The following is a 22737-nucleotide window of genomic DNA, read 5'->3' as shown; positions in this document are numbered from 1 at the left end:
CCTGGATGTGGCTCTTCCGCAGTGGAGAAGATGGACTTCCGCCGATCCTGCTCTACCATTACACAGAGACAAGGGCAAAGTTCCATGCAGCATCTTTCCTACAGGGGTTCAGCGGATATCTGGAGACAGATGGATACCAGGGTTATAATAATCTGCCGGATATCAAACGCTGCTCTTGCTGGGCACATGTAAGACGTTACTTCACAGATGCCATACCGAAAGGGAAAGAGTATGATTACAGCCTTCCGGCAGTGCAGGGAGTACAGTTCTGTTCCAAGCTGTTTGATTGTGAGCGGTACTCAAAAACAAAAAATCACACTGCGGAGCAGAGAAAACAATTTCGTCTTGAAAAGGAGAAGCCGATACTAGAGGCATTCTGGAATTGGCTGGATCAACAGCGCCCAACCAAAGGAACCCGTTTGGCGAAAGCGGTAAACTATGCCCAAAATCGGAAAGACACCCTGATGACCTATCTGGAAGACGGTCATTGCAGTTTGTCCAATAATCTTAGCGAGAATGCAATCAGGCCATTCACTGTTGGCCGGAAGAACTGGCTGTTCAGTGCTAGTCCGAAAGGAGCTGCTTCCAGCGCTATTGTGTATACAATGGTTGAGATGGCAAAAGCGAATGATCTGAATACCTATAAATATCTGACATATCTCTTATCACAGCGGCCAGACGATGAAATGTCAGATGAACAGTTGGAACAGCTTGCCCCATGGAGCGAGACTGCGAAAATGAACTGTCAAAACTAAAATAGAGTAAAACGCTTGCATCTATCATTTTGGTGCAAGCGTAATTCATGAGTAACGTAGCAATATTTTGCGCTTACATTATAAAAATGATAATTGACAGCAGATTTCTGTTTTTCGCTATACTAGAAATTTGTAATGAGTCATGATATCATAAAAGAAGTATCTTTTTACAGGACTTTCAGAGTTATATTGAAGAGCAAAGAACAGGAGAAAATCAGACATGGAAACACAACACATCATCCACAATTTTGACCCAATCTACAATGAACATTCCAAGATCCTGATGCTAGGAACCATGCCGTCGCCAAAATCCCGTGAGGTTGGATTCTACTACGGACATCCAAGAAACAGATTCTGGAAAGTGGTATCCGATGTCTGTGGAGAAGCGTATCCGGAGACGAGAGAAGACAAGATTGCATTTGCATTAAGAAATGGTATTGCAGTCTGGGATGTGCTGGCAGGATGTGATATCAAAGGAGCAGATGACAGCAGCATCCGTAATCCGCAGCCGAATGATCTGAGCAGGATTCTTACAAATGCAGATATCAAAGCAATATTTACGACAGGAACAAAGGCATTTCAATTATATAAGAAGTTCTGTTATCCCAAGACTGGAATTATGGCAATCGGATTACCATCAACCAGTCCGGCAAATTGCAGAACATCGTATGAACAGTTGTATGAGGCGTATTCTGAAATTAAGAAATATATATAACAAAAATGAAAATAGATATCAGATGTGAGCTAAATAAGTGAGGAGCAAGAAAGAAGGAATATTGAAATATATGAACCGCGAAGAACGAGTAAGAATACTGATCGACTACCTGAAAAAGGAAAATACAGGCTACGCATCACTTGCCGATCCGGTGGATTATGCAGGCAGGAGAAGACTTCTTAGAAGTCTTATGAATGTCCGCTGGCCGGGCGAGGCAGATCAGGAGTATACAAGACTACAAGATGAATTATTACAGGAAGAAGCAGAACAGAAAGGAATCGTAGAGTGGGAAAAACTTCCAACAATAGGTGGACAATTTCCGTGTGAGACCATCAAAAATGTGGATAAGATTGCTCTCTGGCGGGGAGATATCACAAGACTTTCAGTGGATGCAATCGTAAATGCAGCAAACAGCCAGATGCTTGGCTGTTTTGTTCCGTGTCATGGCTGTATCGATAATGCGATTCATTCGGCAGCAGGTATCCAGCTTCGGAATGAATGTGCACAGATCATGGAAGCACAAGGACACGAAGAACCAACCGGGAAGGCGAAGATTACAAAAGGATATAATCTTCCGGCAAAGCACGTCATTCATACCGTAGGTCCGATCGTTGGCATGCAGGTGACAAAAAAGCAGGAAGAAGAATTAAAGTCGTGTTATCTGAATTGCATGAAGCTGGCAGAAAAAGAGGGACTTAAGTCGATTGCATTTTGCTGTATCTCTACAGGAGAATTTCATTTTCCGAATAGGCTGGCGGCAGAGATTGCGGTGAAGATGGTAGATAAGTACTTATCATCTTCAAAATTAGAACGGGTAATATTTAATGTGTTCAAGGAAGAGGATTATAACATATATAAGAAATTATTTGGATAAATATTATGACAGGAGGAACTGGTAAGATGAGGAGTTTAACAGATACATTTACATTGAAAAATAAGATGGGTATTCCGTGCATTGGGTATGGAACATGGAAGACTCCGGACGGTGACACAGCTTTATCTAGTGTAAAGGCTGCTATTGAATCCGGATACAGACATATTGATACGGCAGCAGCTTATGGCAATGAAAGCAGTGTTGGAGAAGGTATAATCCAAAGTGGTATTGCAAGAGATGAGTTATTTGTTACAAGCAAGGTATGGAATACGGAGCGTGGATATGATAAGACGATGAAGGCATTTGAGAAAACCTGCAAAGATCTGAAGATGGATTATCTGGATATGTATCTGATTCATTGGCCGGCATCTCAGCATCAGTTTGAAAACTGGGAGGAACTTAACCTTTCTACATGGAAAGCAATGACAGAGCTTTATAAAGCAGGAAAAATAAAAGTAATTGGAGTATCTAATTTTATGCCGCATCATTTAAAAGCATTGATGGAGACAGAAGTGACACCGATGGTTGATCAGATCGAATTTCATCCTGGATGTATGCAGGATGAAACAGTAAGCTACTGTAAAAATAATGGGATTCAGGTAGAGGCATGGAGTCCGCTTGGAAATGGACGTATCTTGGAAGATTTCACATTACAGGAAATCGCACAGAAATATGGTAAATCTGTTGCACAACTTTGTATCCGCTGGTGCCTTCAGCACGACATACTGCCGCTGCCAAAATCCGTAACACCATCACGTATTAGAGAAAATGCGGAAGTCTTTGATTTTATCCTGGATGAGAATGATATGGAAAGAATAGACAGCATGGGAAATTTTGGCGGGTCTGGATCACATCCGGATAAGATTGATTTTTAAGGAAGGACAATTATGGACAATCTGATATTTAGTTTAAATGCAACAGTCCCCATTTTCTTAATGATGATACTGGGACTGTTCTTCAATAAGATCGGTTGGATGGACGAAGATTTTGCTAATAAGATGAACAAATTCGTCTTCCGGATTCCGTTGCCGGTATTATTATTCGGCGATCTGGCAGTCGTAGACATTAAAGAAGCGTGGGATACGAAATTCGTAGTTTTCTGCTTTGTCATTACACTGATCAGTATCTCGATCGCAATTGGAATCTCCTGCCTGTTAAAAGATAGAAATATCCAGGGAGAATTTATCCAGGGAGCATACAGAAGCAGTGCTGCACTTCTTGGAATTGCATTTATCCAGAATATCTACGGCAATTCCGGACAGGCACCGCTTATGATCATCGGAAGCGTGCCGCTTTATAATATCATGGCAGTTGTTGTACTGTCGTTTTTTAAGCCGGGACAAAAAGGAATGGATAAAGCACTGATTAAAAAGACACTGATCGGTATCATTACAAATCCAATCATCATCGGTATTGTAGCCGGTTTAGTGTGGTCAGCACTGAAGCTTCCGATGCCGGTGATCTTACATAAGGCAGTCAGCAGTGTCGGTGGTGTAGCAACACCGATGGGACTAATGGCAATGGGTGCTACATTTGATATCAAGAAAGCATTTGGTAAGATCAAACCGACTGTGATTGCTGCATTTATCAAATTAATTGGTTTTGTGGCGGTATTCATGCCGCTTGCCGTAGCAATCGGATTCAGAAAAGAGAAACTGATCGCAATCCTGGTCATGCTTGGATCGGCAACGACAGTCAGCAGTTTTGTTATGGCTAAGAATATGGGACATGAGGGAGTATTGTCTTCCAGTGTAGTTATGCTCACGACCATGTGCAGCGCATTTACCCTGACCGGATGGCTCTATATAATGAAGTGTTTCGGCCTGGTATAGAAGCCTGGTGGAAGGAATGAATATCTGAAGAAACTCTTGCAGAACTCCTTAAGAGTTTCTGAAAAATACCTAAACTCCTTGACAAATGGGGACTTGATGGCTATCATATTCAGTAGTTTATACATAAAGGCATTGAAGAAGAGGAGTACGCGTAAGTTCGTCCATACCAGAGAGAGTGATCCATCGGCTGAGAGACACTTAAGGAATACGAGACGTCGGAAGGTAGCTTCGGAGCCGGATGAATGAACCTGATACTATAAAATTGGCATTAGTTCATCCCGGAGTCGTTCCCGTTAAAGAATAAGATGAGATATATAGTGAAGAATTTCTTCCTATATAATGAAGGTGGTACCGCGACTACAATCGCCCTTTACGTAATGTAAAGGGTTTTTTCATGTAATAAAAAAATGTGAAAAAAGTGTGAAATGAGGAGGAAACTATGAGCGAAAACCTGGAAAAGACTTACAATCCCAAAGCGATTGAAGCAAAATTATATGAAAAATGGTGTGATAACAAATATTTCCACGCCGAAGTAGACAGAAGCAAGAAACCATTTACTACAGTAATGCCGCCACCGAACATTACCGGTAAGCTTCACATGGGACATGCCCTGGATAATACACTGCAGGATATCCTGATCCGCTATAAGAGAATGCAGGGATACAATGCACTCTGGATCCCGGGAACAGACCATGCGGCTATCTCTACTGAGGTTAAGGTTACAAACCAGTTAAAAGAAGAAGGAATTGATAAAAAAGAATTAGGAAGAGAAAAATTCCTGGAAAGAACATGGCAGTGGAAAGAAGAATATGCAGGAACCATCGAAGGTCAGTTAAAGAAATTAGGTGTATCCTGTGACTGGGACAGAGAACGTTTCACAATGGACGAAGGATGTTCCAAAGCAGTAGAAGAAGTATTCATCAAATTATACAACGAAGGATACATTTACAAAGGATCCAGAATCATCAACTGGTGCCCGGTATGTAAGACGTCCCTTTCCGATGCAGAGGTTGAGCATGAGGAACAGGATGGATTCTTCTGGCATATCAAATATCCAATCGTTGGAACAGATGATTACCTTGAGATCGCAACTACACGTCCGGAGACATTACTTGGAGATACTGCAATCGCAGTTCACCCGGATGATGAAAGATACAAAGATATCGTAGGAAAAATGTGTAAACTGCCACTGACAGACAGAGAGATTCCGATTGTTGCCGATTACTATGTAGACAAAGAGTTTGGAACAGGTGCGGTTAAGATCACACCTGCACATGACCCTAACGATTTCGAAGTTGGAAAACGTCACAACCTGCCTGAGATCAACATCATGAACGATGATGCAACGATCAACGAGCAGTACGGTGGAAAATACGCCGGAATGGACCGCTACGAGGCAAGAAAGGCGATGGTAGCTGATCTGGAAGAACAGGGATACCTGGTAAAAGTAGTTCCACATTCTCATAATGTAGGAACACATGACCGTTGTCACACAACTGTAGAGCCAATGATCAAGCAGCAATGGTTCGTGAAGATGGAAGAACTGGCAAAACCAGCCATCGAAGCAATCAAGAACGGCGACTTAAGATTCGTTCCGGAACGTTTCAACAAGATCTACCTGCACTGGCTTGAGAATATCCGTGACTGGTGTATTTCCCGTCAGATCTGGTGGGGACACAGAATCCCGGCTTACTACTGCGATGAATGTGGTGAAGTAGTTGTCGGACACGGCGCACCGGAGAAATGCCCGAAATGTGGATGCACACATTTTACACAGGATGAAGATACACTGGATACATGGTTCAGTTCAGCTCTGTGGCCATTTTCAACACTCGGATGGCCGGATAAGACAGAGGATCTGGATTACTTCTATCCGACAGATGTTCTGGTAACAGGCTATGATATCATCTTCTTCTGGGTAATCCGTATGGTATTCTCAGGATATGCACATACTGGAAAAGCACCGTTCCATACAGTATTTATCCATGGTCTGGTTCGTGACTCACAGGGACGCAAGATGAGTAAATCCCTTGGAAATGGTATCGATCCGCTGGAGATCATCGATCAGTATGGTGCAGATGCACTCCGTATGACACTGATGACAGGTAACGCACCTGGTAATGATATGCGTTTCTACAATGAACGTGTAGAAGCAAGCCGTAACTTTGCAAATAAAGTATGGAATGCTTCCAGATTTATCATGATGAACTTAGGCGACAAAGAGCTTAAGAAACCGGCTGATTTCACAGTACGTCCGGCTGACAGATGGATCATGTCCAAGTGCAACAACCTTGTAAAAGATGTAACAGAAAATATGGACAAGTTCGAGCTTGGTATCGCACTTTCCAAGATCTATGACTTCTTATGGGATGAGTTCTGCGACTGGTACATCGAGATCGCAAAATACCGTATCTACCATGCAGAGGAAGATCCACAGGGAGCAAACGATGCATTATGGACACTGAAAGAAGTACTGAAGAAATCTCTGAAACTGCTTCATCCATACATGCCATTCGTTACAGAAGAAATCTACAGCAAGTTAGTACCGGAAGAAGAGTCACTTATGATGTCTGACTGGCCGGTATATGAAAAAGACTGGAACTTCCCGATCGCAGAGAACATTGCAGATCACTACAAAGAGATCATCCGTGGTATCCGTAACGTACGTGCAGAGATGAATGTTCCAAATTCAAGAAAAGCAACTGCTTATGTTGTATGTGAAGATGAACAGCTCGGATCAGGACTTGCAATGTTAAGTAATGCAGCTCAGAATATGGCAGCGCTGAACAAACTGGTACTTCAGAAGACGACAGAAGGCATTGCAGAAGATGCAGTATCTATTGTAGTTCCGGATGCAACGGTATATCTTCCACTGGAAGAGCTGATCGACTTTGAGCAGGAGATTGAGCGTCTGACAAAGGAAGAGGCAAGACTTACCAAAGAGGTCGCACGTTCAAACGGAATGCTGAATAACGAAAAATTTGTAAGTAAAGCACCGGCTGCAAAGGTTCAGGAAGAAAGAGAAAAACTTGAGACTTACCAGCAGATGATGGCACAGGTGAAAGAAAGACTGGAAGGCTTAAAAGCAAAACAGGCTTAGACTTATAAACATCAGGAATATAAATAATCAGATTTATAAACAATAACTAGGTTCCGCAGCTATCGGTAACAGGATGGCTGCGGATTAGATATCAAAGGGGATTATATGAAACGATTTCAAGGGAAAAAACTTCAGTTAAAAAAACCGGATATCAAGGGTAAAATCCGCAAAATAAAAAATTTGAAGAAAGAGGATGTCATTGCATACTGGAAAGGCAGACATGAACGACGTGAGAGAATATTAGAAGCAAGACGCAACAGCGCATTTGCAAAGAAGATGCAGCCGGTCTATGCATTCATGAACCGATTCTCTTTGATATTTCATGCACTGCTTGCATGCATCATTAACTTTGTGATAGAAGCTATTTCAAGACATTCTATCGTAGCAGCATGGTCATATATGACGGGGACACCGCTTGTCTTCCTGTATAATGCATTTATGATCTTTGTGACCTTTTCAATTGTATATCTGTTCAAACGAAGGATATTTGTCAGGATCATCATCAGTGCGTTATGGATCATCATCGGTATTGCGAATGGCTATATCCTGTTAAAGCGTGTCACACCGTTCAACGCACAGGATCTTAAGATTGCAGGAGACGGAATTGCACTGATCAATAATTACTGTAATGGTTTTGAAGTGGTGGTACTTTCAGTCGGCATCGTGGCACTTTTGATCTGGCTTGTCTCTATGTGGAGACGTGGCGGACAGTATGCCGGAAAAGTACATCATCTTCTGGCACTGTCCGGAATTGTGGCATGTGGTGTTCTCTATACGTTCGTTACCAATATGGCAATAGATAAGCGTGTGGTATCCACATATTTTGGAAATATTGCGTTTGCTTATGAAGATTATGGTCTGCCATACTGCTTCTCCGCAAGTCTTTTCAATACGGGAATCAGTGAACCGAACGGATATACCAAAAAGGCAATGGCTAAGATCGATAAAGACGGTGAACTCAATAAAAGTACAACAAGCCGTTCTTCAGATGAACTTCCGAATATCATTGTAGTACAGTTAGAGTCGTATTTTGATGTGGCAAATGCAGAGTTCTTTACGACATCGGAGGATGCGTGCCCGAACCTGCACAATCTGTATAAGAATTATTCGTCAGGATATTTTAAAGTACCATCCGTAGGAGCCGGTACAGCGAATACAGAGTTTGAGGTACTGACAGGTATGAACCTGCGTTACTTTGGACCTGGAGAATATCCATATAAGACATATACAAAGAAGCATCCGACAGAGAGTGCGGCAACAGCACTTGCATCTCTTGGATATGGAACACATGCATTACATGACAATACAGGTAATTTCTATAGCCGTGCAAATGTATTTAACAATATGGGATTTGATACATTTACCAGTAAGGAATTCATGAATGTGCTTCAGACGACGGAAAACGGATGGGCAAAGGATGAGATCCTGACACAGCATATTATGGAAGCGATGGATACGACAAAGCAGGAAGACTTTGTATTTACCGTCAGTGTACAGGGACATGGTAACTATCCGGAGACACAGCTGATCGAGAATCCGAAGATCAAAGTCGAGGGAATCGAAGATGAAGCACTGAAGAATAAGTGGGAATATTATGTCAACCAGGTCTATGAGATGGATCAGTTCGTAGGAGATCTGATTAAAGCCGTGGAAGAAAGAAATGAACCATCCGTAGTCGTATTCTACGGAGACCATCTTCCAACCATGGGACTGAAAGCGGAGGACTTAAAGAGTCGTTACTTATACAATACGAACTACGTAATGTGGGATAACATCGGACTTGAAAAACAGGATAAGAATATCCCGGCGTACCAGTTGATGTCAGAGGTACTGAACAGACTGGATATTCATTCTGGTACAGTATTCAATTATCATCAACAGAGAAAGGGAAGCAAGAATTACCTTTCAGATCTGGAACTTTTACAGTACGATATCCTGTATGGAAAACAGTATGTATACAACGGAAAACCACCGATCACAGAAGGACATATGGTGATGGGAATCAGGGATGTATCACTGAGCAGTATCGTTCCACAGCTTTCGAGCGGTTACAGTCTGTATGGTGAGAACTTTACGAAGTACAGCAGGGTGTATGTCAACGGCGAGAAGCAAAAGAGCAGTTTCCTTAATAATACCCGTATCAATCTGTCTGAGACAGAATTACAGGACGGAGATGTAATACAGGTAGGACAGGTAGGATCCAGTGATACGATCTTCCGTATGTCGGATAAATACATTTATCAGAATGGACAGCTTGTCAAACAGGAAGGTACAGCAACCGATAAGACGAAGTCTTGGGTAGGTCAGGAGTATGATGTTAATTAAAAAAGAACCAGAAGCGTTCACATATGAAGAAGCGGCAGCGTATATTGAAGAACTTCCAAAGTTCACAAGAAAACATACGCTGGAGCACACAAAATTATTTTTAAAACGATTAGGTAATCCGGCCGTGGACAGAAAAGTTGTCCACGTAGCCGGTACAAATGGAAAAGGGTCTGTATGTGCATACTTACAGGCCATTCTTATGGCAGAGGGGAAGAGAACGGGGTTCTTTACATCCCCTCATCTTGTATCTGTAAATGAGCGGATACGGGTAGATAATGTACAGATTGATAATGAGACATTTCTGGAAGTATTCCGGGAAGTACTGAAAACTGTATATGAGATGGTGGAAGACGGAATCGAGCATCCTTCGTATTTTGAGTTCTTGTTCGGGATGGGAATGAAAGCTTTTGAAAAGACGGATGTAGAATACATTGTCTTAGAGACCGGACTTGGCGGAAGACTGGATGCGACGAATGCACTTGAGAAGCCTTCGGTATCGGTGATCACATCGATCAGTCTGGATCATACCGCAATTCTAGGAGATACGATTGAAAAAATTGCCGGAGAAAAAGCAGGGATCATCAAGCCTGAAGTACCGGTATTTTTTGACGGAAGTAATGAAAAAGCTTCGGAAGTGATCCGGAAGAAAGCAAAAGAACAGGGCGCATCCTGTAGAGAAGTTACGAAAAATGCGTATGAAATTAAGGAAGTTCACCGCAAATATATTGCATTTTCCAGAAGGAGTGCGTATGATAAAGATGTTATCTTCAAGGTGCCAATCTGTGGATGCTATCAGGCGATGAATGCAGAGCTTGCACTGGAGACGGCAGAATATCTGTTGTCAGGGGAAGAGATACATATAGAAAAATGGAAAAAAGCACTGGAAGGCTTAAGATGGGAAGGCAGGATGGAGCGTGTCGCAGAACATATTACTGTGGATGGAGCGCATAATCCGGGAGCCATGGAAGCCTTTGTAGAGAGTGTGAAAGCACTGGATGAGAGTGAACGCGGAGAGATTGTATTATTATTTTCGGCGGTGTCGGATAAGAAGTATGATCAGATGATAGAATATCTGTGTAAGAATCTTGAGATAAAGGCCTGTGTCGTTACGCAGATACAGGATGAAAGAGGCGTTCCGGCAGAAGAACTTGCGGAGATATTCCGTAAATATACAGAGAAACCAGTGTACTGTAAAGAAGAATTAGAAGAAGCTGTCAAGACAGCGAAAAAGGAACGGGGAGAATCCGGGGAAATCTATTGCCTGGGATCGTTATACCTCGTTGGAATGATAAAGAAGTTACTGGCGGGAGGTGCCACAGATGCTTAATTTTGAAGAGGAATTAAAGAAATTCCAGCCAAGTCTGGAAGTAGAGGAACTGGGAGATGCAATCTATCAGGATGATCTGACAGACATGACAGATCTTTTAAGAGAAGTACTCGAACAGACAAAACAGGATGATCTACAGTAAGCTGCGGTAAAGGAAAAATAGAGGGTAGTATATGGATTATACAACAAAACTGGCGTACCAGTCGAACTACTGGTATAATGATGGACTTAAGAAAGCAAACATCCGGGATCTGACCGGAGCAATCAACTCATTGAAGAAGAGTTTGCAATATAACAGAGATAATATTGCTTCCAGAAATCTTCTGGGACTGGTCTATTACGGAAGAGGGGACGTGGTAGAAGCACTTACTGAGTGGGTACTTAGTAAGAACCTTCAGCCGAAAGAGAATATTGCCAACTATTACATTAAAAAAGTAAAAGAAAAACAAGAAGATCTTGACCGGATCAATCAGGCAATTAAAAGATACAACCAGGCATTGGATTACTGTTACCAGAAAAATGAAGACCTTGCCATGATCCAGTTAAAGAAGGCCATTGAGCTTCATCCGGCATATGTAAAGGCATACCAGCTTCTGACACTGCTTTATATTCATGGTGAACAGTATGCAGAAGCAAGAAAGAATATCCGGATCGCACACAAACTGGACAAGACAGATGATATAACCATGCGCTATATGCATGAATTGAATCAGGTACGTAAGGCAAGAAATATCAAACTGATCACGGACGACAGTGCGAATAAGAATAAAAAGAAAAAAGCAAAACAGACAGTCACATACAACATAGGAAACGAGACGATCATCCAGCCGGTAACGACCGGACTGAAAGATAATGTAGGACTTCACAGTATGATCAACATTGTACTGGGAGTAATTGTAGGAGTAGCAGTGATGGCATTTCTCATTATGCCGGCAGTATCTGCTTCCAAGGAAAGTAAGACCAATCAGCAGACAACCAAATTCAGTGACCAGATTGCAACACAGAAGTCACAGATCAGCGCATTGAAAAAAGAACTGGAGACATATAGAAATAATGCTAAGGCGGCCGAAAGTGCACAACAGTCGGCAGAAAGCGCCAAGAACAGCTATGAAGCATTGATGTCTGTAGTGAATCATTATTCAAACGGTGATATGACCAATGCGGAGATGGCAGAGCAGCTGCTTCAGATCAATGCAGATACACTGGGAGATTCTGGAAAGACAGAGTATGAATATCTGAAAGGACAGATATACCCAAGAGTATGCTCCAGCTTATATGCAACTGCAAAGAAGAATTACCAGTATGGCAATTACGATACTTCCATTACGAATCTTGAGGAAGTTCTTAAGATGGATGAAAGCTATCAGGACGGAGCAGCACTGCTCCTTCTTGCACAGTCCTATGAAAAACAGGGAGATCAGGATAAAGCCAACAGTTATTATCAGAAGATCATAGATTCATACGGTGGAACGGTATCAGCAACTGCGGCCCAGCAGGCACTGGATAATCAGAGCAGTAAAAAGAGCAAGAAGAGCAACGAGTAAAAGATTATAACAGATACAGAAGAGAAGGATATACATGAAGAAGGTGTATGTCCTTTTTTTGTTAATGAAACGGGGGAACTTATATTATGAAATATCAGGTACAGGAAAACTGTCTGACCATATTTTTACCGGGAGAGCTGGATCATCATAATGCAGAAGAGATCCGCCGGGAATCGGATCATCTGATCGAGCATAACCATATACGATATGTCATATTTGATTTTGCAGATACAAAGTTCTGTGACAGCTCCGGGATCGGGGTGATCATGGGAAGATACCGGAGGGTCTATATGTTAGGTGGAGAAGTGTGCGCAGTACATACAAGTGACAGAATCCGGAAGATTCTGACGATGTCAGGAGTTACTAAAATTATGCAGATATATGAGGAGGACAAGTAGATGGAAAATACGAATGAAATGATGCTAAGTTTTGACAGTTATTCAACGAATGAATCATTTGCAAGAGTAGCGGTAGCGGCGTTCATGACATCGCTGAATCCAACTGTAGAAGAAGTCGCAGATGTAAAGACAGCGGTGTCAGAAGCAGTGACCAATGCGATCATCCATGGATATGACAATGAAGTGGATAAAATCCGGATACACTGTAAGACCAGGGGAAATGTTCTCTATATTGAGATCATAGATCATGGAAAAGGAATGGAAGATGTAGAAAAAGCCATGGAACCATTATTCACCACAAGACCGGAGCTTGACCGTTCCGGAATGGGATTTTCATTTATGGAAGCTTTCATGGATAAGGTGGAAGTCGTATCAGGAATTGGAAAGGGAACGATTGTTAAGATGGAAAAAACAATCGGAAAAGGACGAAAGGCAGTATGGACCACACAATCGCTTTGATTCAGAGATCTCACGAAGGGGATGAAGAAGCAAGAGCACAGATTGTAGAGGAAAATGCGGGACTGGTCTGGTGTGTGGTACGCAGATTTAGCGGAAGAGGAATCGAGATGGAAGATCTCTTCCAGATAGGGAATATCGGCCTTCTAAAAGCCATTGATAAGTTCAACCTGGATTATGATGTCAGATTTTCAACATATGCAGTGCCAATGATCAGCGGAGAGATCAAAAGATTTCTAAGAGATGACGGGATGATAAAGGTCAGCAGGTCGTTAAAAGAACTGGCATATAAAGCCTGGCAGGGGCAGGAAGTGTTAAGTAAAAGACTGGGAAGAGATGCAACCGTTCAGGAACTGGCAGAGTATCTGGATGTACAGGCGGAAGAACTGACGATGGCAATGGATGCCTGTACCGATGTGGAGTCGCTGCACCGGCCAATCTATCAGAAAGAAGGACAGGAGATGGAACTTCTGGACAAACTGTCAAAAGAAAATGCAGGAGGCAATCAGGAAGAAGACCGGATTGAAAATCAGATTCTGCTAAAAGAGCTGTTAAAAAGTCTGGATAAAGAAGAGAGGCGTCTGATCTATCTGCGGTATTTTGCAGAAAAGACACAGGCGCAGATTGGAAAGGAACTTGGAATATCACAGGTACAGGTATCCAGGATGGAAAAGAGGATATTAAAAAATTTAAGATCGAATATTTAAAAAGGCGCGTCATGTATAGTCTTCTTGGGAATCAGACATACTAATTCACAAAGCTTAGCTGAAAAAGAGGGTGAAGAAGTGGAAGAAGGAAGAAGAAAAATCAGGGCGTGCCTGATTTTTGTAGTTGCAGTGGCTGTGATCATCGGCACAATCTATTATGTACATGATGTAAAGGGGAGCCGCAAGGTAAATGAAGGAACACTGATAGAAAATACAATGGAGAAGATAGTTTTAACAGGCACATCGTAATAGAAAAAGAGGTGAAAGATTTGGCAGGAACAAGTGGAACCATATATATCAAAGCAGACAGAAATACAGAGGTAAATAAAAAGTCAGTCACACTAGGAGATGTACTTAAAACAGAGTGCACCAATCCGGCGATGCTGGCGAAGATACGGACCATGCATCTTCTGACATTTCATCATACAGATAACAAAAAAAGCAACCGTACAGTAGTGTCCGTTCTGAAAGTAATCCAGAAGATCCATGAGACTTATCCGGATGTGACAGTGGAGAATCTGGGAGAAGCAGACTTTATCGTGACATATGAAGAAAAGGATGGAAAAGGTGGAATATGGCACATATTGAAGATCACAGCAGTTGTACTGACGAGTTTCTTTGGGGCTGCGTTTTCTACGATGGCATTTAACAATGATGTAGGTGTTACGAAAATGTTCGGACAGATCTATGAGCTTCTGACGGGAAAGGAATCCAATGGATTTACGGTACTGGAACTTACTTACTGTATTGGAATTGTGATAGGGATTATCGTATTTTTTAATCATTTTGGAAAGAAGCGGATATCGGTAGATCCGACTCCGATGGAGGTAGAGATGCGGTTATATGAAAATGATATTCAGACAACACTTGTAGAAACCTATGCAAGAAAGGAGAAAGAACTGGATGTGGATAAAGGATGTCATGCTGGCAATACTGGGATTTAGTGCCGGTATTACAGCGGCGGGTGGACTTTTTTCATTTATCATTGGTCTGGGAGTGGTATCGGATTTTGCGGACCGGACGCATACGGGAGAGCATGTGATGCTGTATGAAGATACAATTGCTGTGGGTGGAAGCATAGGAGCAGTAATATCCATCTATCCTATTACGATGCCGCAGGAGCTTGTAAAGTATCTGATACCGGTAGTAGGGCTTTTCAGTGGCATATTTGTAGGATGCTGGGCCATGGCACTGACGGAGATGCTGGATTTGTTCCCTATCTTTATACGAAGGATCCGGATGGTAAGAGGAACGGCTGCGGTTATTATAGGAATTGCACTTGGAAAAGGCCTGGGAGATTTATTATTCTTTTGGAAACGGTGGTAGAAGGGAGGGCGGATAAGGAAGACGGATAAAAGAAGAGAAATAAAAAGATGGATAAAGAAAGACAGATAAAAGAAGAAAAATAGAAAGATGGATAAAAAAGACAGATAAAAGAAAAGGAATAAAAAAGATGGATAAGGAAAGACAACAGAAAGCATATAAGAACTATGTCAAACAAAAGACACCCGTACACAGTCTTCCGGCCAATATGGTGAAAGCATTCGTGACGGGTGGGCTTATCTGTGTGATTGGACAGGTGATATTGAATCTGTGTGAGAACGCGGGAATGGATAAAGATATCAGTGGGGGCTGGTGTTCCATGATACTGGTACTGGCAAGTGTCCTTCTTACAGGAGCAGGAATCTATCCACAGATTGCAAAATGGGGCGGAGCCGGTGCACTGGTACCAATCACGGGATTTGCCAACTCGGTGGCGGCTCCTGCAATTGAATATAAAAAAGAAGGACAGGTGATGGGAATCGGCTGCAAGATATTCACAATAGCAGGACCGGTGATCCTGTATGGGATATTTACAAGCTGGGTGTTAGGTTTTATATATTGGATTCTTAGAATGGCTAAGATTGTATAAAAGAAGATAAATGATAAATTGCAGGAAGAAAAGAAACAGACGACATAACAGAAAGCAGGAGAAAATGGAAAGAGGACAACGGTAATGGTAAAAGGAAAACAAAGTATTGCATTTGAAACACCTCCTTATATTGAAGAAAGTGCATCTATAGTAGGAAAGAAGGAAGGCGAAGGGCCGCTTGGTACACTGTTTGACATGGTGGAGGAGGACAATCTGTTCGGGGAAAAGACATGGGAAGAAGCCGAAAGCACCATGCAAAAAGAAGCGTGTCTTCTGGCACTTGGCAAAGCACATCTGGAACCGGAAAAGATCAGATATCTGTTCGGCGGGGATCTTTTAAGACAGGGAGTTGCAACGTCTCTTGGTGTAGAAGATCTGCAGATCCCGATGTTCGGGTTATACGGGGCATGTTCCACTTCAGGCGAAGCACTGGCTCTGGCATCTATGAGTGTGGCAGCAGGATACGGAGAACGGATGCTTGCAGTAACATCGAGTCATTTTGGAAGTGCCGAAAAAGAATTCCGTTTTCCACTTGGTTATGCGAATCAGAGACCTTTGTCGGCGCACTGGACAGTAACCGGAAGTGGAGCATTTATTGTGGGAAAATCTAAGAGCCATGTGCGGATAAGTGGAGTAACAGTTGGGAAAATTGTGGATTACGGACTGAAGGATTCCCAGAACATGGGGGCATGTATGGCACCGGCGGCATGCGATACAATCATACAGAATCTGGAAGATTTTGCAAGAAAAGAAGAAGACTATGCAAGGATTATAACCGGAGATCTCGGGTATGTCGGTCAGAGTATTCTATTCGATCTGATGCGTGGCAAGGGATATGATATTAAGAAGAATCACATGGACTGTGGGATGACGATTTTCGATCAGAATCTGCAAGATACACACGCGGGTGGGAGTGGCTGTGGCTGTGCGGCTGCGACGCTTTCGGCATATATCCTTCCAAAGATCAGCAGAGGTGAATGGAAGAAAGTTTTGTTCGTTCCAACCGGAGCACTGATGTCCACCGTCAGCTATAACGAAGGGGCAAGTGTCCCGGGGATTGCACATGGAATTGTGCTGGAACATTGTTAGAGGGAGGTGGAGGATATGGATTATATGAACGCATTCTGGGTAGGCGGACTGATCTGTGCACTTGTACAGATCTTATTGGACAGGACCAAACTGATGCCTGGAAGAATCATGGTATTACTGGTGTGCAGCGGGGTGGTTCTTGGTGCACTTAAGATCTATCCGGTAATTCAGGATTATGCAGGAGCAGGGGCAAGTGTGCCGCTTCTTGGATTTGGTAATTTATTATGGAAAGGCGTTAAAGAAGCAGTAGAAAAAGAAGGATTCATCGGAATCTTCATGGGAGGGTTCAAAGCAAGTGCGGTAGGAATATCGGCAGCTCTCATCTTTGGCTATCTGGCATCACTTGTCTTCGAGCCAAAGATGAAAAAATAAAGCATTTGAATATCTTTCTCAAAGTGTGAGATGTATCTTGTAGAAAGCATTTTCAGACACACGTTAGAGCTGTGCGTCCATACCTGCAAGAGAAGCCATTGGTTTTTTGAAGAAATGATTGAATGCAGCAATCGCACGCCCTACTCCGATGACAAAGTCCCCGGTAAAAATAAGAGTGTTTCATGTAAATGTCACTTCTTTCTAAATAGAATTTCCAGAATGTCTCTGAAAGAATCAGTCATTATAGAAAATATTTTTTCAGAATCATTCTAATTAAGTATAACTAGATAAATGTAATCTGACAACCTAAAAACACCCGGCAGAGACTATCAGGAAGACAGTCCCCGCCGGGTATTATATATCGCTATCGGATTAGATTCTAAAGTATATAGACAGAGTCAATAGCAATCCTCTGCCTGGTGTACCTGCCATATATTGGCATTATCGTACACAAACTATGAGAGAACCGCAAGGAGTTGGTTCTCTGAAAACAGGAAAATTAAGCAAGTTCTTCACCTGTAATCATCTTGTAGCACTGAAGATATTTGTCGATTGTTTTCTGAACAACGTCATCTGGAAGAGTCCAGTCATTGTCTGGATTGGAAGTCAGCCAGTCACGTGCAAACTGTTTGTCAAAGGATGGCTGTCCGTGTCCTGGTTCATAACCTTCTACAGGCCAGAAACGGGAGCTGTCAGGTGTCAGCATCTCATCACCGATTACCATGTTACCATCTTCATCAAGACCGAATTCGAATTTTGTATCGGCGATGATGATACCACGGCTTAATGCATAGTCTGCACATTTTTTATAGAGTGCGATTGTACAGTCACGAAGTTTGGCTGCGTATTCTTCACCTTTTCCAGGGAAATATTTCTCAAGGTGTGCAATACTCTGCTCATAAGAAATATTTTCGTCATGATCTCCAATCTCAGCCTTTGTAGAAGGTGTATAGATTGGTTCTGGAAGCTTGTCAGATTCTTTTAAGCCTTCTGGAAGTTTGATGCCGCATACGGTACCATTTTCCTGATAACTCTTCCAGCCGCTTCCTGTGATGTAACCACGTACGATACACTCGATCGGAAGCATCTCAAGCTTTTTGCACATCATGCTGTTACCGTCGTATTCTGGTTTCTGGAAGAATTCAGGCATATCTTTTACATCAGTAGAAATCATATGGTTAGGAAGAATGTCTTTTGTCAGGTCGAACCAGAATTTAGACATCTGTGTCAGAACTGTTCCCTTTTTAGAAACAATGTTCTTAAGAATTACATCAAAACAACTGATACGATCAGTGGCAACCATAATCAGGCTGTCTCCGTTATCATAGATTTCACGGACTTTACCTTCTTTTATTGGTTTCATAACAATACCTCGCTTATTTATTATTTTTTTTAATATGTCCTCACTAATAGTCAAACAGATTTTGCAAGAAAAAACAATAGTAAATTGCAAAATTTTGAAAAAAAGTACAAAATATAAATTATGTTGTATAATAAGAATATCGTAAAAAAGAATACTGATAAGTAATGATAATAAAGACTGATAACAACAGATAATAAGCAAGAAAAAGAGTGAAATTCTGAAGAAAAGGAAAGAGATTATGAAACATATAACAATAGGAATCCTGGCACATGTGGATGCCGGGAAAACGACATTATCCGAATGCATGTTATATCTTAGCGGCAGGATCAGAAAACTTGGACGAGTGGATCATAAGGATACATTTTTTGATACATATGAACTGGAAAGAGAGAGAGGAATCACGATCTTTTCCAAACAGGCAGAACTAGAGATGGGAAATCTGGGGATAACACTTCTGGATACACCGGGGCATGTGGATTTTTCGGCAGAAATGGAACGTACCTTACAGGTGCTGGATTATGCGATCCTTGTAATTAATGGTGCAGACGGAGTGCAGGGACATACCCGTACACTCTGGGGCCTGTTGAAACGCTACCAGATACCGACGTTCTTATTCATCAATAAGATGGATCAGGTTGGAACGGATAAGGAAAAAGTACTGGATGATTTGCAGAACAGGCTGGATGAAGCATGTATTGACTTTACAGAACGATCAGAAGAATTCTTTGACAGTCTGGCCATGTGTGATGAAGAGGCGATGGAAGAATATCTGGAATCAGAGAAAGTAGAAGAAGATACGATTGCAGAGATGATCGGAAAGCGTAAGGTATATCCGTGTTATTTCGGTTCGGCATTGAAAATTGAAGGCGTGCAGGAATTCATGGATGGAATGGCCGATTATATAGAAAAGAATGAGCAGTGGACAGAAAAAGGAGAACATGGTAAGACAGAAGCTTATAGAAAGTCTGATCAGAAAACGGGAAGAAAAGATTCCGGTGCATTAAATGAAAAAGATATATCTGAGTTTGGAGCGAAAGTATATAAGATTTCAAGAGATCCTTCCGGAAGCCGTCTGACACATCTGAAAGTGACATCCGGAGTTCTGAAGGTAAAAGATATCTTAAACGGATATGCAGGAAAGAAAAGCTCTATGAATGAATCAGATATGTCAGAAGTATCAGAAAAAAGTACATTGGGGAAAGAAGCGGACAGATGGGAAGAAAAAGTCAATCAGATCCGCATCTATTCCGGTGAGAAGTACGAGATGGTACAGGAAGCAGAAGCAGGTATGATCTGTGCAGTAACAGGTCTTAATTACACTTATCCGGGTGAAGGACTTGGCATAGAAGCAGACTCAGAAGCACCGGCACTGGAGCCTGTCTTGAGTTATAAAATTGAACTCCCGGAAGGCTGTGATGTTCACAAGATGCTTGGAAACTTACGTATACTCGAAGAAGAAGATCCGATGCTGAAGATCGTATGGAATGAAGAACTTGGCGAGATTCATGCAAAACTTATGGGAGCTGTCCAGATCGAGATATTAAAGAGCCTGATCAAAGACCGGTTTGGAGTGGAAGTAGAATTTGACACTGGAAATATCGTATATAAAGAGACAATTCAGAATACGGTAGAAGGTGTGGGACATTTTGAACCACTCAGACATTATGCAGAAGTACATCTTAAGATGGAACCGGGAGAAAGAGGCAGTGGAATTGTCATCGGAACAGACTGCAGTGAAGACATACTGGATAAGAACTGGCAGCGTCTGATTCTGACACATTTATTAGAAAAAGAACACAGAGGCGTGCTGACGGGATCAGTGATTACTGATATGAAGATTACGCTGACAGCAGGAAGGGCACATCTGAAGCATACAGAAGGCGGGGATTTTCGTCAGGCAACCTACCGCGCAGTCCGTCAGGGGCTGATGCAGGCAGAAAGTCTGCTGCTGGAGCCATACTATGATTTCCAGCTGGAAGTTCCATCAGGAATGATCGGAAGGGCGCTTACGGATATCCAGAGAATGAACGGAGAAGCAGGTACACCACAGACAGAAGGGGAGATGACAACGATCGAAGGATACGCTCCGGTTGCAGCCATGCGTGATTATCAGATGGAAGTCAATGCCTACACAAGAGGACAGGGACATCTGACATGCACCTTCCGGGGATATGAACCATGCCGGAATGCAGAAGAAGTTATAGAAAATATTGCCTATGATCCGGAACGCGATACCGAGAATCCGACCGGTTCGGTATTCTGCTCACACGGCGCGGGATTCAATGTTTCCTGGGATAAAGTACCAGAATATATGCATCTGGAAAACCAGTTGGAAAAAGAGCGTGCATTAGAAGAGGCAAAAAGACAGTCCAGACAGATAGAGAGACAGGCACCAAGAGCCGCCAGAACACCGAAAGTCTATTCAAAGGCGGAAGAAAAAGAACTGGAAGAGATCTTTATCCGTACTTATGGAAAGGTAGAGAGAAAAGGCGGGCTGACACCACAGACTTATGAAAGTGAGTATGCGAAAAAACAGCGGAAAAAAGAAGAAGCCGTGCAGGAATATTTACTCGTGGACGGATATAACGTTATATTTGCGTGGGAGGAATTAAAAGAGCTGGCAAAAGTCAGTATCGAAGCAGCGAGAGATAAGCTGATGGATATCCTGTGTAATTATCAGGGATATAAGAAATGTGTCCTGATCCTGGTATTTGATGCATACAAGGTAGAAGGCTACACACTTGAAATTCAGAAATATCACAATATCCATGTTGTATATACAAAAGAAGCAGAGACTGCCGATCAGTATATTGAAAAGGTCGTGCACCACATCGGAAGAAAATACCACGTAACGGTTGTAACTTCGGATGGCGTAGAACAGGTGATCACGATGGGACAGGGCGGCACACGCATTTCCTCAAGAGATTTTCTGGAGGAGATTGAATATACGAAGAAGCTGATCGCAGAAGATAATGAGAAGCAAAGAGTTAGCGACAGGAATTACCTGTTTGATCATGCGGATGAGGAATTTGTACGGAAAATGGAAGATATACGTTTGGGACGGAAAAGTAAGCAGGTAGGGGAGCCATAAATCAGTAGAAAATTTCTGTGTTTTTTGAATAGGATATATAGAAAAAATACATAAGTGTCATTACATATCGATAAATATGATTGGACATAAAGCTTATCTATTGATAAAATAATACTAAATAATAGAAAACATTGTGAAGTGTTGAGAGGGGATATATGAAAAAAAGAAAAGAATGGGTAAAAAAGGGCATTTTGATTGTACTATTACTTCTGTGTATAGCTGCTTATCTGTGGATACCGGGAGTGCATAGTGTGATGAACCGGGTGTTTAAGATGTTTGCAAGCGGTGATTTTACCATTGTGAGAGATTTTGTTGCATCATATGGAGTATATGCAGCACTGATATCTTTCTTATTGATGATATTTCAGTCAATTGCAGCACCGCTTCCGGCATTTTTGATAACATTTGCGAATGCAAATCTATTTGGCTGGTGGAAGGGGGCAATCCTTTCATGGAGCAGTGCGATGGCTGGAGCAGCAGTATGCTTTTATATTGCAAAGATATTAGGACGTGATGTGGCAGAAAAGTTAACCAGTAAAGCAGGACTTGAGCAGATAGATACATTTTTTGAGAGATATGGAAAGAATACGATACTGATCTGCCGTCTGCTTCCGTTTGTGTCATTTGATATTGTAAGCTATGCAGCCGGACTTACATCGATGTCATTTGCTTCATTTTTTATAGCCACAGGAATCGGACAGTTACCGGCAACCATTGTCTATTCTTATGTAGGAGGTATGCTGACTGGTGGAGCGAAGTTACTGGTAACAGCTTTATTGCTTATATTTGCTCTTTCGGCATTTATCTTTATGTTGAGAAAGATATATATGGACAGACAGTCCAGAAAATAGGATATGTGCCTGGAAAACCTGCCACA

Annotated in this window: 21 protein-coding genes, 1 pseudogene and 1 other annotated feature; of the genes and pseudogenes, 21 read left to right on the top strand and 1 reads right to left on the bottom strand. The window is 42.1% G+C overall.

The annotated features are described in order from the left end of the window. The 19 genes and pseudogenes from ACWJAF_RS09160 to spoVAE all read left to right on the top strand — a co-directional run. A pseudogene (locus ACWJAF_RS09160) lies at window positions 1-755 on the top strand (IS66-like element ISRgn2 family transposase); the annotation flags it as partial. 220 nt (window positions 756-975) lie between these two features. After that, on the top strand, window positions 976-1470 hold the full coding sequence (locus tag ACWJAF_RS09155; RefSeq protein ID WP_296032560.1) for a DNA-deoxyinosine glycosylase: 495 nt from the start codon (window positions 976-978) through the stop codon (window positions 1468-1470). Between the two features lie 70 nt (window positions 1471-1540). Continuing rightward, window positions 1541-2344 carry a protein-ADP-ribose hydrolase gene (locus ACWJAF_RS09150; RefSeq protein WP_296032569.1) on the top strand — a complete coding sequence of 268 codons (804 nt, stop codon included), beginning with the start codon at window positions 1541-1543 and terminating at the stop codon, window positions 2342-2344. Window positions 2345-2370: 26 nt separating this feature from the next. Beyond that, on the top strand, window positions 2371-3219 hold the full coding sequence (locus tag ACWJAF_RS09145) for an aldo/keto reductase (protein WP_448863411.1): 849 nt from the start codon (window positions 2371-2373) through the stop codon (window positions 3217-3219). Between the two features lie 12 nt (window positions 3220-3231). Then, complete coding sequence (locus ACWJAF_RS09140) at window positions 3232-4176, top strand: AEC family transporter (protein WP_448863409.1); 945 nt, start codon at window positions 3232-3234, stop codon at window positions 4174-4176. 123 nt (window positions 4177-4299) lie between these two features. Next, window positions 4300-4550, top strand: a binding site (T-box leader). 65 nt (window positions 4551-4615) lie between these two features. Further along, window positions 4616-7276, top strand: a complete 2661-nt coding sequence (locus tag ACWJAF_RS09135; RefSeq protein WP_296032557.1) for a valine--tRNA ligase — start codon at window positions 4616-4618, stop codon at window positions 7274-7276. A gap of 105 nt (window positions 7277-7381) precedes the next feature. Beyond that, window positions 7382-9601, top strand: a complete 2220-nt coding sequence (locus tag ACWJAF_RS09130) for an LTA synthase family protein (protein WP_296093999.1) — start codon at window positions 7382-7384, stop codon at window positions 9599-9601. After that, window positions 9588-10928, top strand: a complete 1341-nt coding sequence (locus ACWJAF_RS09125; protein ID WP_448863406.1) for a bifunctional folylpolyglutamate synthase/dihydrofolate synthase — start codon at window positions 9588-9590, stop codon at window positions 10926-10928. Before ACWJAF_RS09130 ends, ACWJAF_RS09125 begins: the two co-directional genes overlap by 14 nt. Beyond that, window positions 10921-11070, top strand: a complete 150-nt coding sequence (locus ACWJAF_RS09120) for a hypothetical protein (protein ID WP_296032554.1) — start codon at window positions 10921-10923, stop codon at window positions 11068-11070. Before ACWJAF_RS09125 ends, ACWJAF_RS09120 begins: the two co-directional genes overlap by 8 nt. Window positions 11071-11101: 31 nt before the next feature. Further along, a complete protein-coding gene (locus ACWJAF_RS09115; protein WP_296032552.1) occupies window positions 11102-12472 on the top strand; it encodes a tetratricopeptide repeat protein in 1371 nt (456 codons plus the stop codon). An 86-nt stretch (window positions 12473-12558) separates the two neighbouring features. After that, the gene (locus ACWJAF_RS09110) at window positions 12559-12870 is read left to right on the top strand and encodes an STAS domain-containing protein (RefSeq protein ID WP_178681636.1); all 312 of its coding nucleotides are present in this window, start codon (window positions 12559-12561) and stop codon (window positions 12868-12870) included. Then, window positions 12871-13329 carry an anti-sigma F factor gene (gene spoIIAB / locus ACWJAF_RS09105; RefSeq protein ID WP_178681635.1) on the top strand — a complete coding sequence of 153 codons (459 nt, stop codon included), beginning with the start codon at window positions 12871-12873 and terminating at the stop codon, window positions 13327-13329. Next, window positions 13308-14033 carry a SigF/SigG family RNA polymerase sporulation sigma factor gene (locus tag ACWJAF_RS09100; protein WP_296032547.1) on the top strand — a complete coding sequence of 242 codons (726 nt, stop codon included), beginning with the start codon at window positions 13308-13310 and terminating at the stop codon, window positions 14031-14033. The genes spoIIAB and ACWJAF_RS09100 overlap by 22 nt, the downstream gene beginning before the upstream one ends. A gap of 78 nt (window positions 14034-14111) precedes the next feature. After that, window positions 14112-14282, top strand: a complete 171-nt coding sequence (locus ACWJAF_RS09095) for a hypothetical protein (protein ID WP_296032546.1) — start codon at window positions 14112-14114, stop codon at window positions 14280-14282. 20 nt (window positions 14283-14302) lie between these two features. Further along, complete coding sequence (locus ACWJAF_RS09090; RefSeq protein WP_448863402.1) at window positions 14303-14977, top strand: stage V sporulation protein AA; 675 nt, start codon at window positions 14303-14305, stop codon at window positions 14975-14977. Further along, on the top strand, window positions 14937-15359 hold the full coding sequence (locus ACWJAF_RS09085) for a stage V sporulation protein AB (protein ID WP_448863400.1): 423 nt from the start codon (window positions 14937-14939) through the stop codon (window positions 15357-15359). The genes ACWJAF_RS09090 and ACWJAF_RS09085 overlap by 41 nt, the downstream gene beginning before the upstream one ends. A 127-nt stretch (window positions 15360-15486) precedes the next feature. Further along, a complete protein-coding gene (locus ACWJAF_RS09080) occupies window positions 15487-15945 on the top strand; it encodes a SpoVA/SpoVAEb family sporulation membrane protein (protein ID WP_296032543.1) in 459 nt (152 codons plus the stop codon). 84 nt (window positions 15946-16029) lie between these two features. Then, complete coding sequence (locus ACWJAF_RS09075) at window positions 16030-17034, top strand: stage V sporulation protein AD (RefSeq protein WP_448863398.1); 1005 nt, start codon at window positions 16030-16032, stop codon at window positions 17032-17034. Between the two features lie 15 nt (window positions 17035-17049). Then, on the top strand, window positions 17050-17406 hold the full coding sequence (spoVAE, locus tag ACWJAF_RS09070) for a stage V sporulation protein AE (RefSeq protein WP_296032538.1): 357 nt from the start codon (window positions 17050-17052) through the stop codon (window positions 17404-17406). A gap of 499 nt (window positions 17407-17905) precedes the next feature. On the opposite strand, the gene ACWJAF_RS09065 is transcribed toward spoVAE, so the two are convergent. Then, a complete protein-coding gene (locus tag ACWJAF_RS09065; RefSeq protein ID WP_296093994.1) occupies window positions 17906-18769 on the bottom strand; it encodes a phosphoribosylaminoimidazolesuccinocarboxamide synthase in 864 nt (287 codons plus the stop codon). 238 nt (window positions 18770-19007) lie between these two features. On the opposite strand from ACWJAF_RS09065, the gene ACWJAF_RS09060 reads away from it, so the two are divergent. Next, a complete protein-coding gene (locus tag ACWJAF_RS09060; protein WP_448863396.1) occupies window positions 19008-21860 on the top strand; it encodes an NYN domain-containing protein in 2853 nt (950 codons plus the stop codon). 155 nt (window positions 21861-22015) lie between these two features. Then, window positions 22016-22711, top strand: coding sequence for a TVP38/TMEM64 family protein (locus ACWJAF_RS09055; protein WP_448863394.1), 696 nt, complete (start codon window positions 22016-22018; stop codon window positions 22709-22711). The last annotated feature ends 26 nt before the right edge of the window (window positions 22712-22737 follow it).

The sequence above is a fragment of the Dorea sp. genome (assembly GCF_977044405.1).
This window is presented reverse-complemented; position numbering and strand designations above follow the sequence as displayed.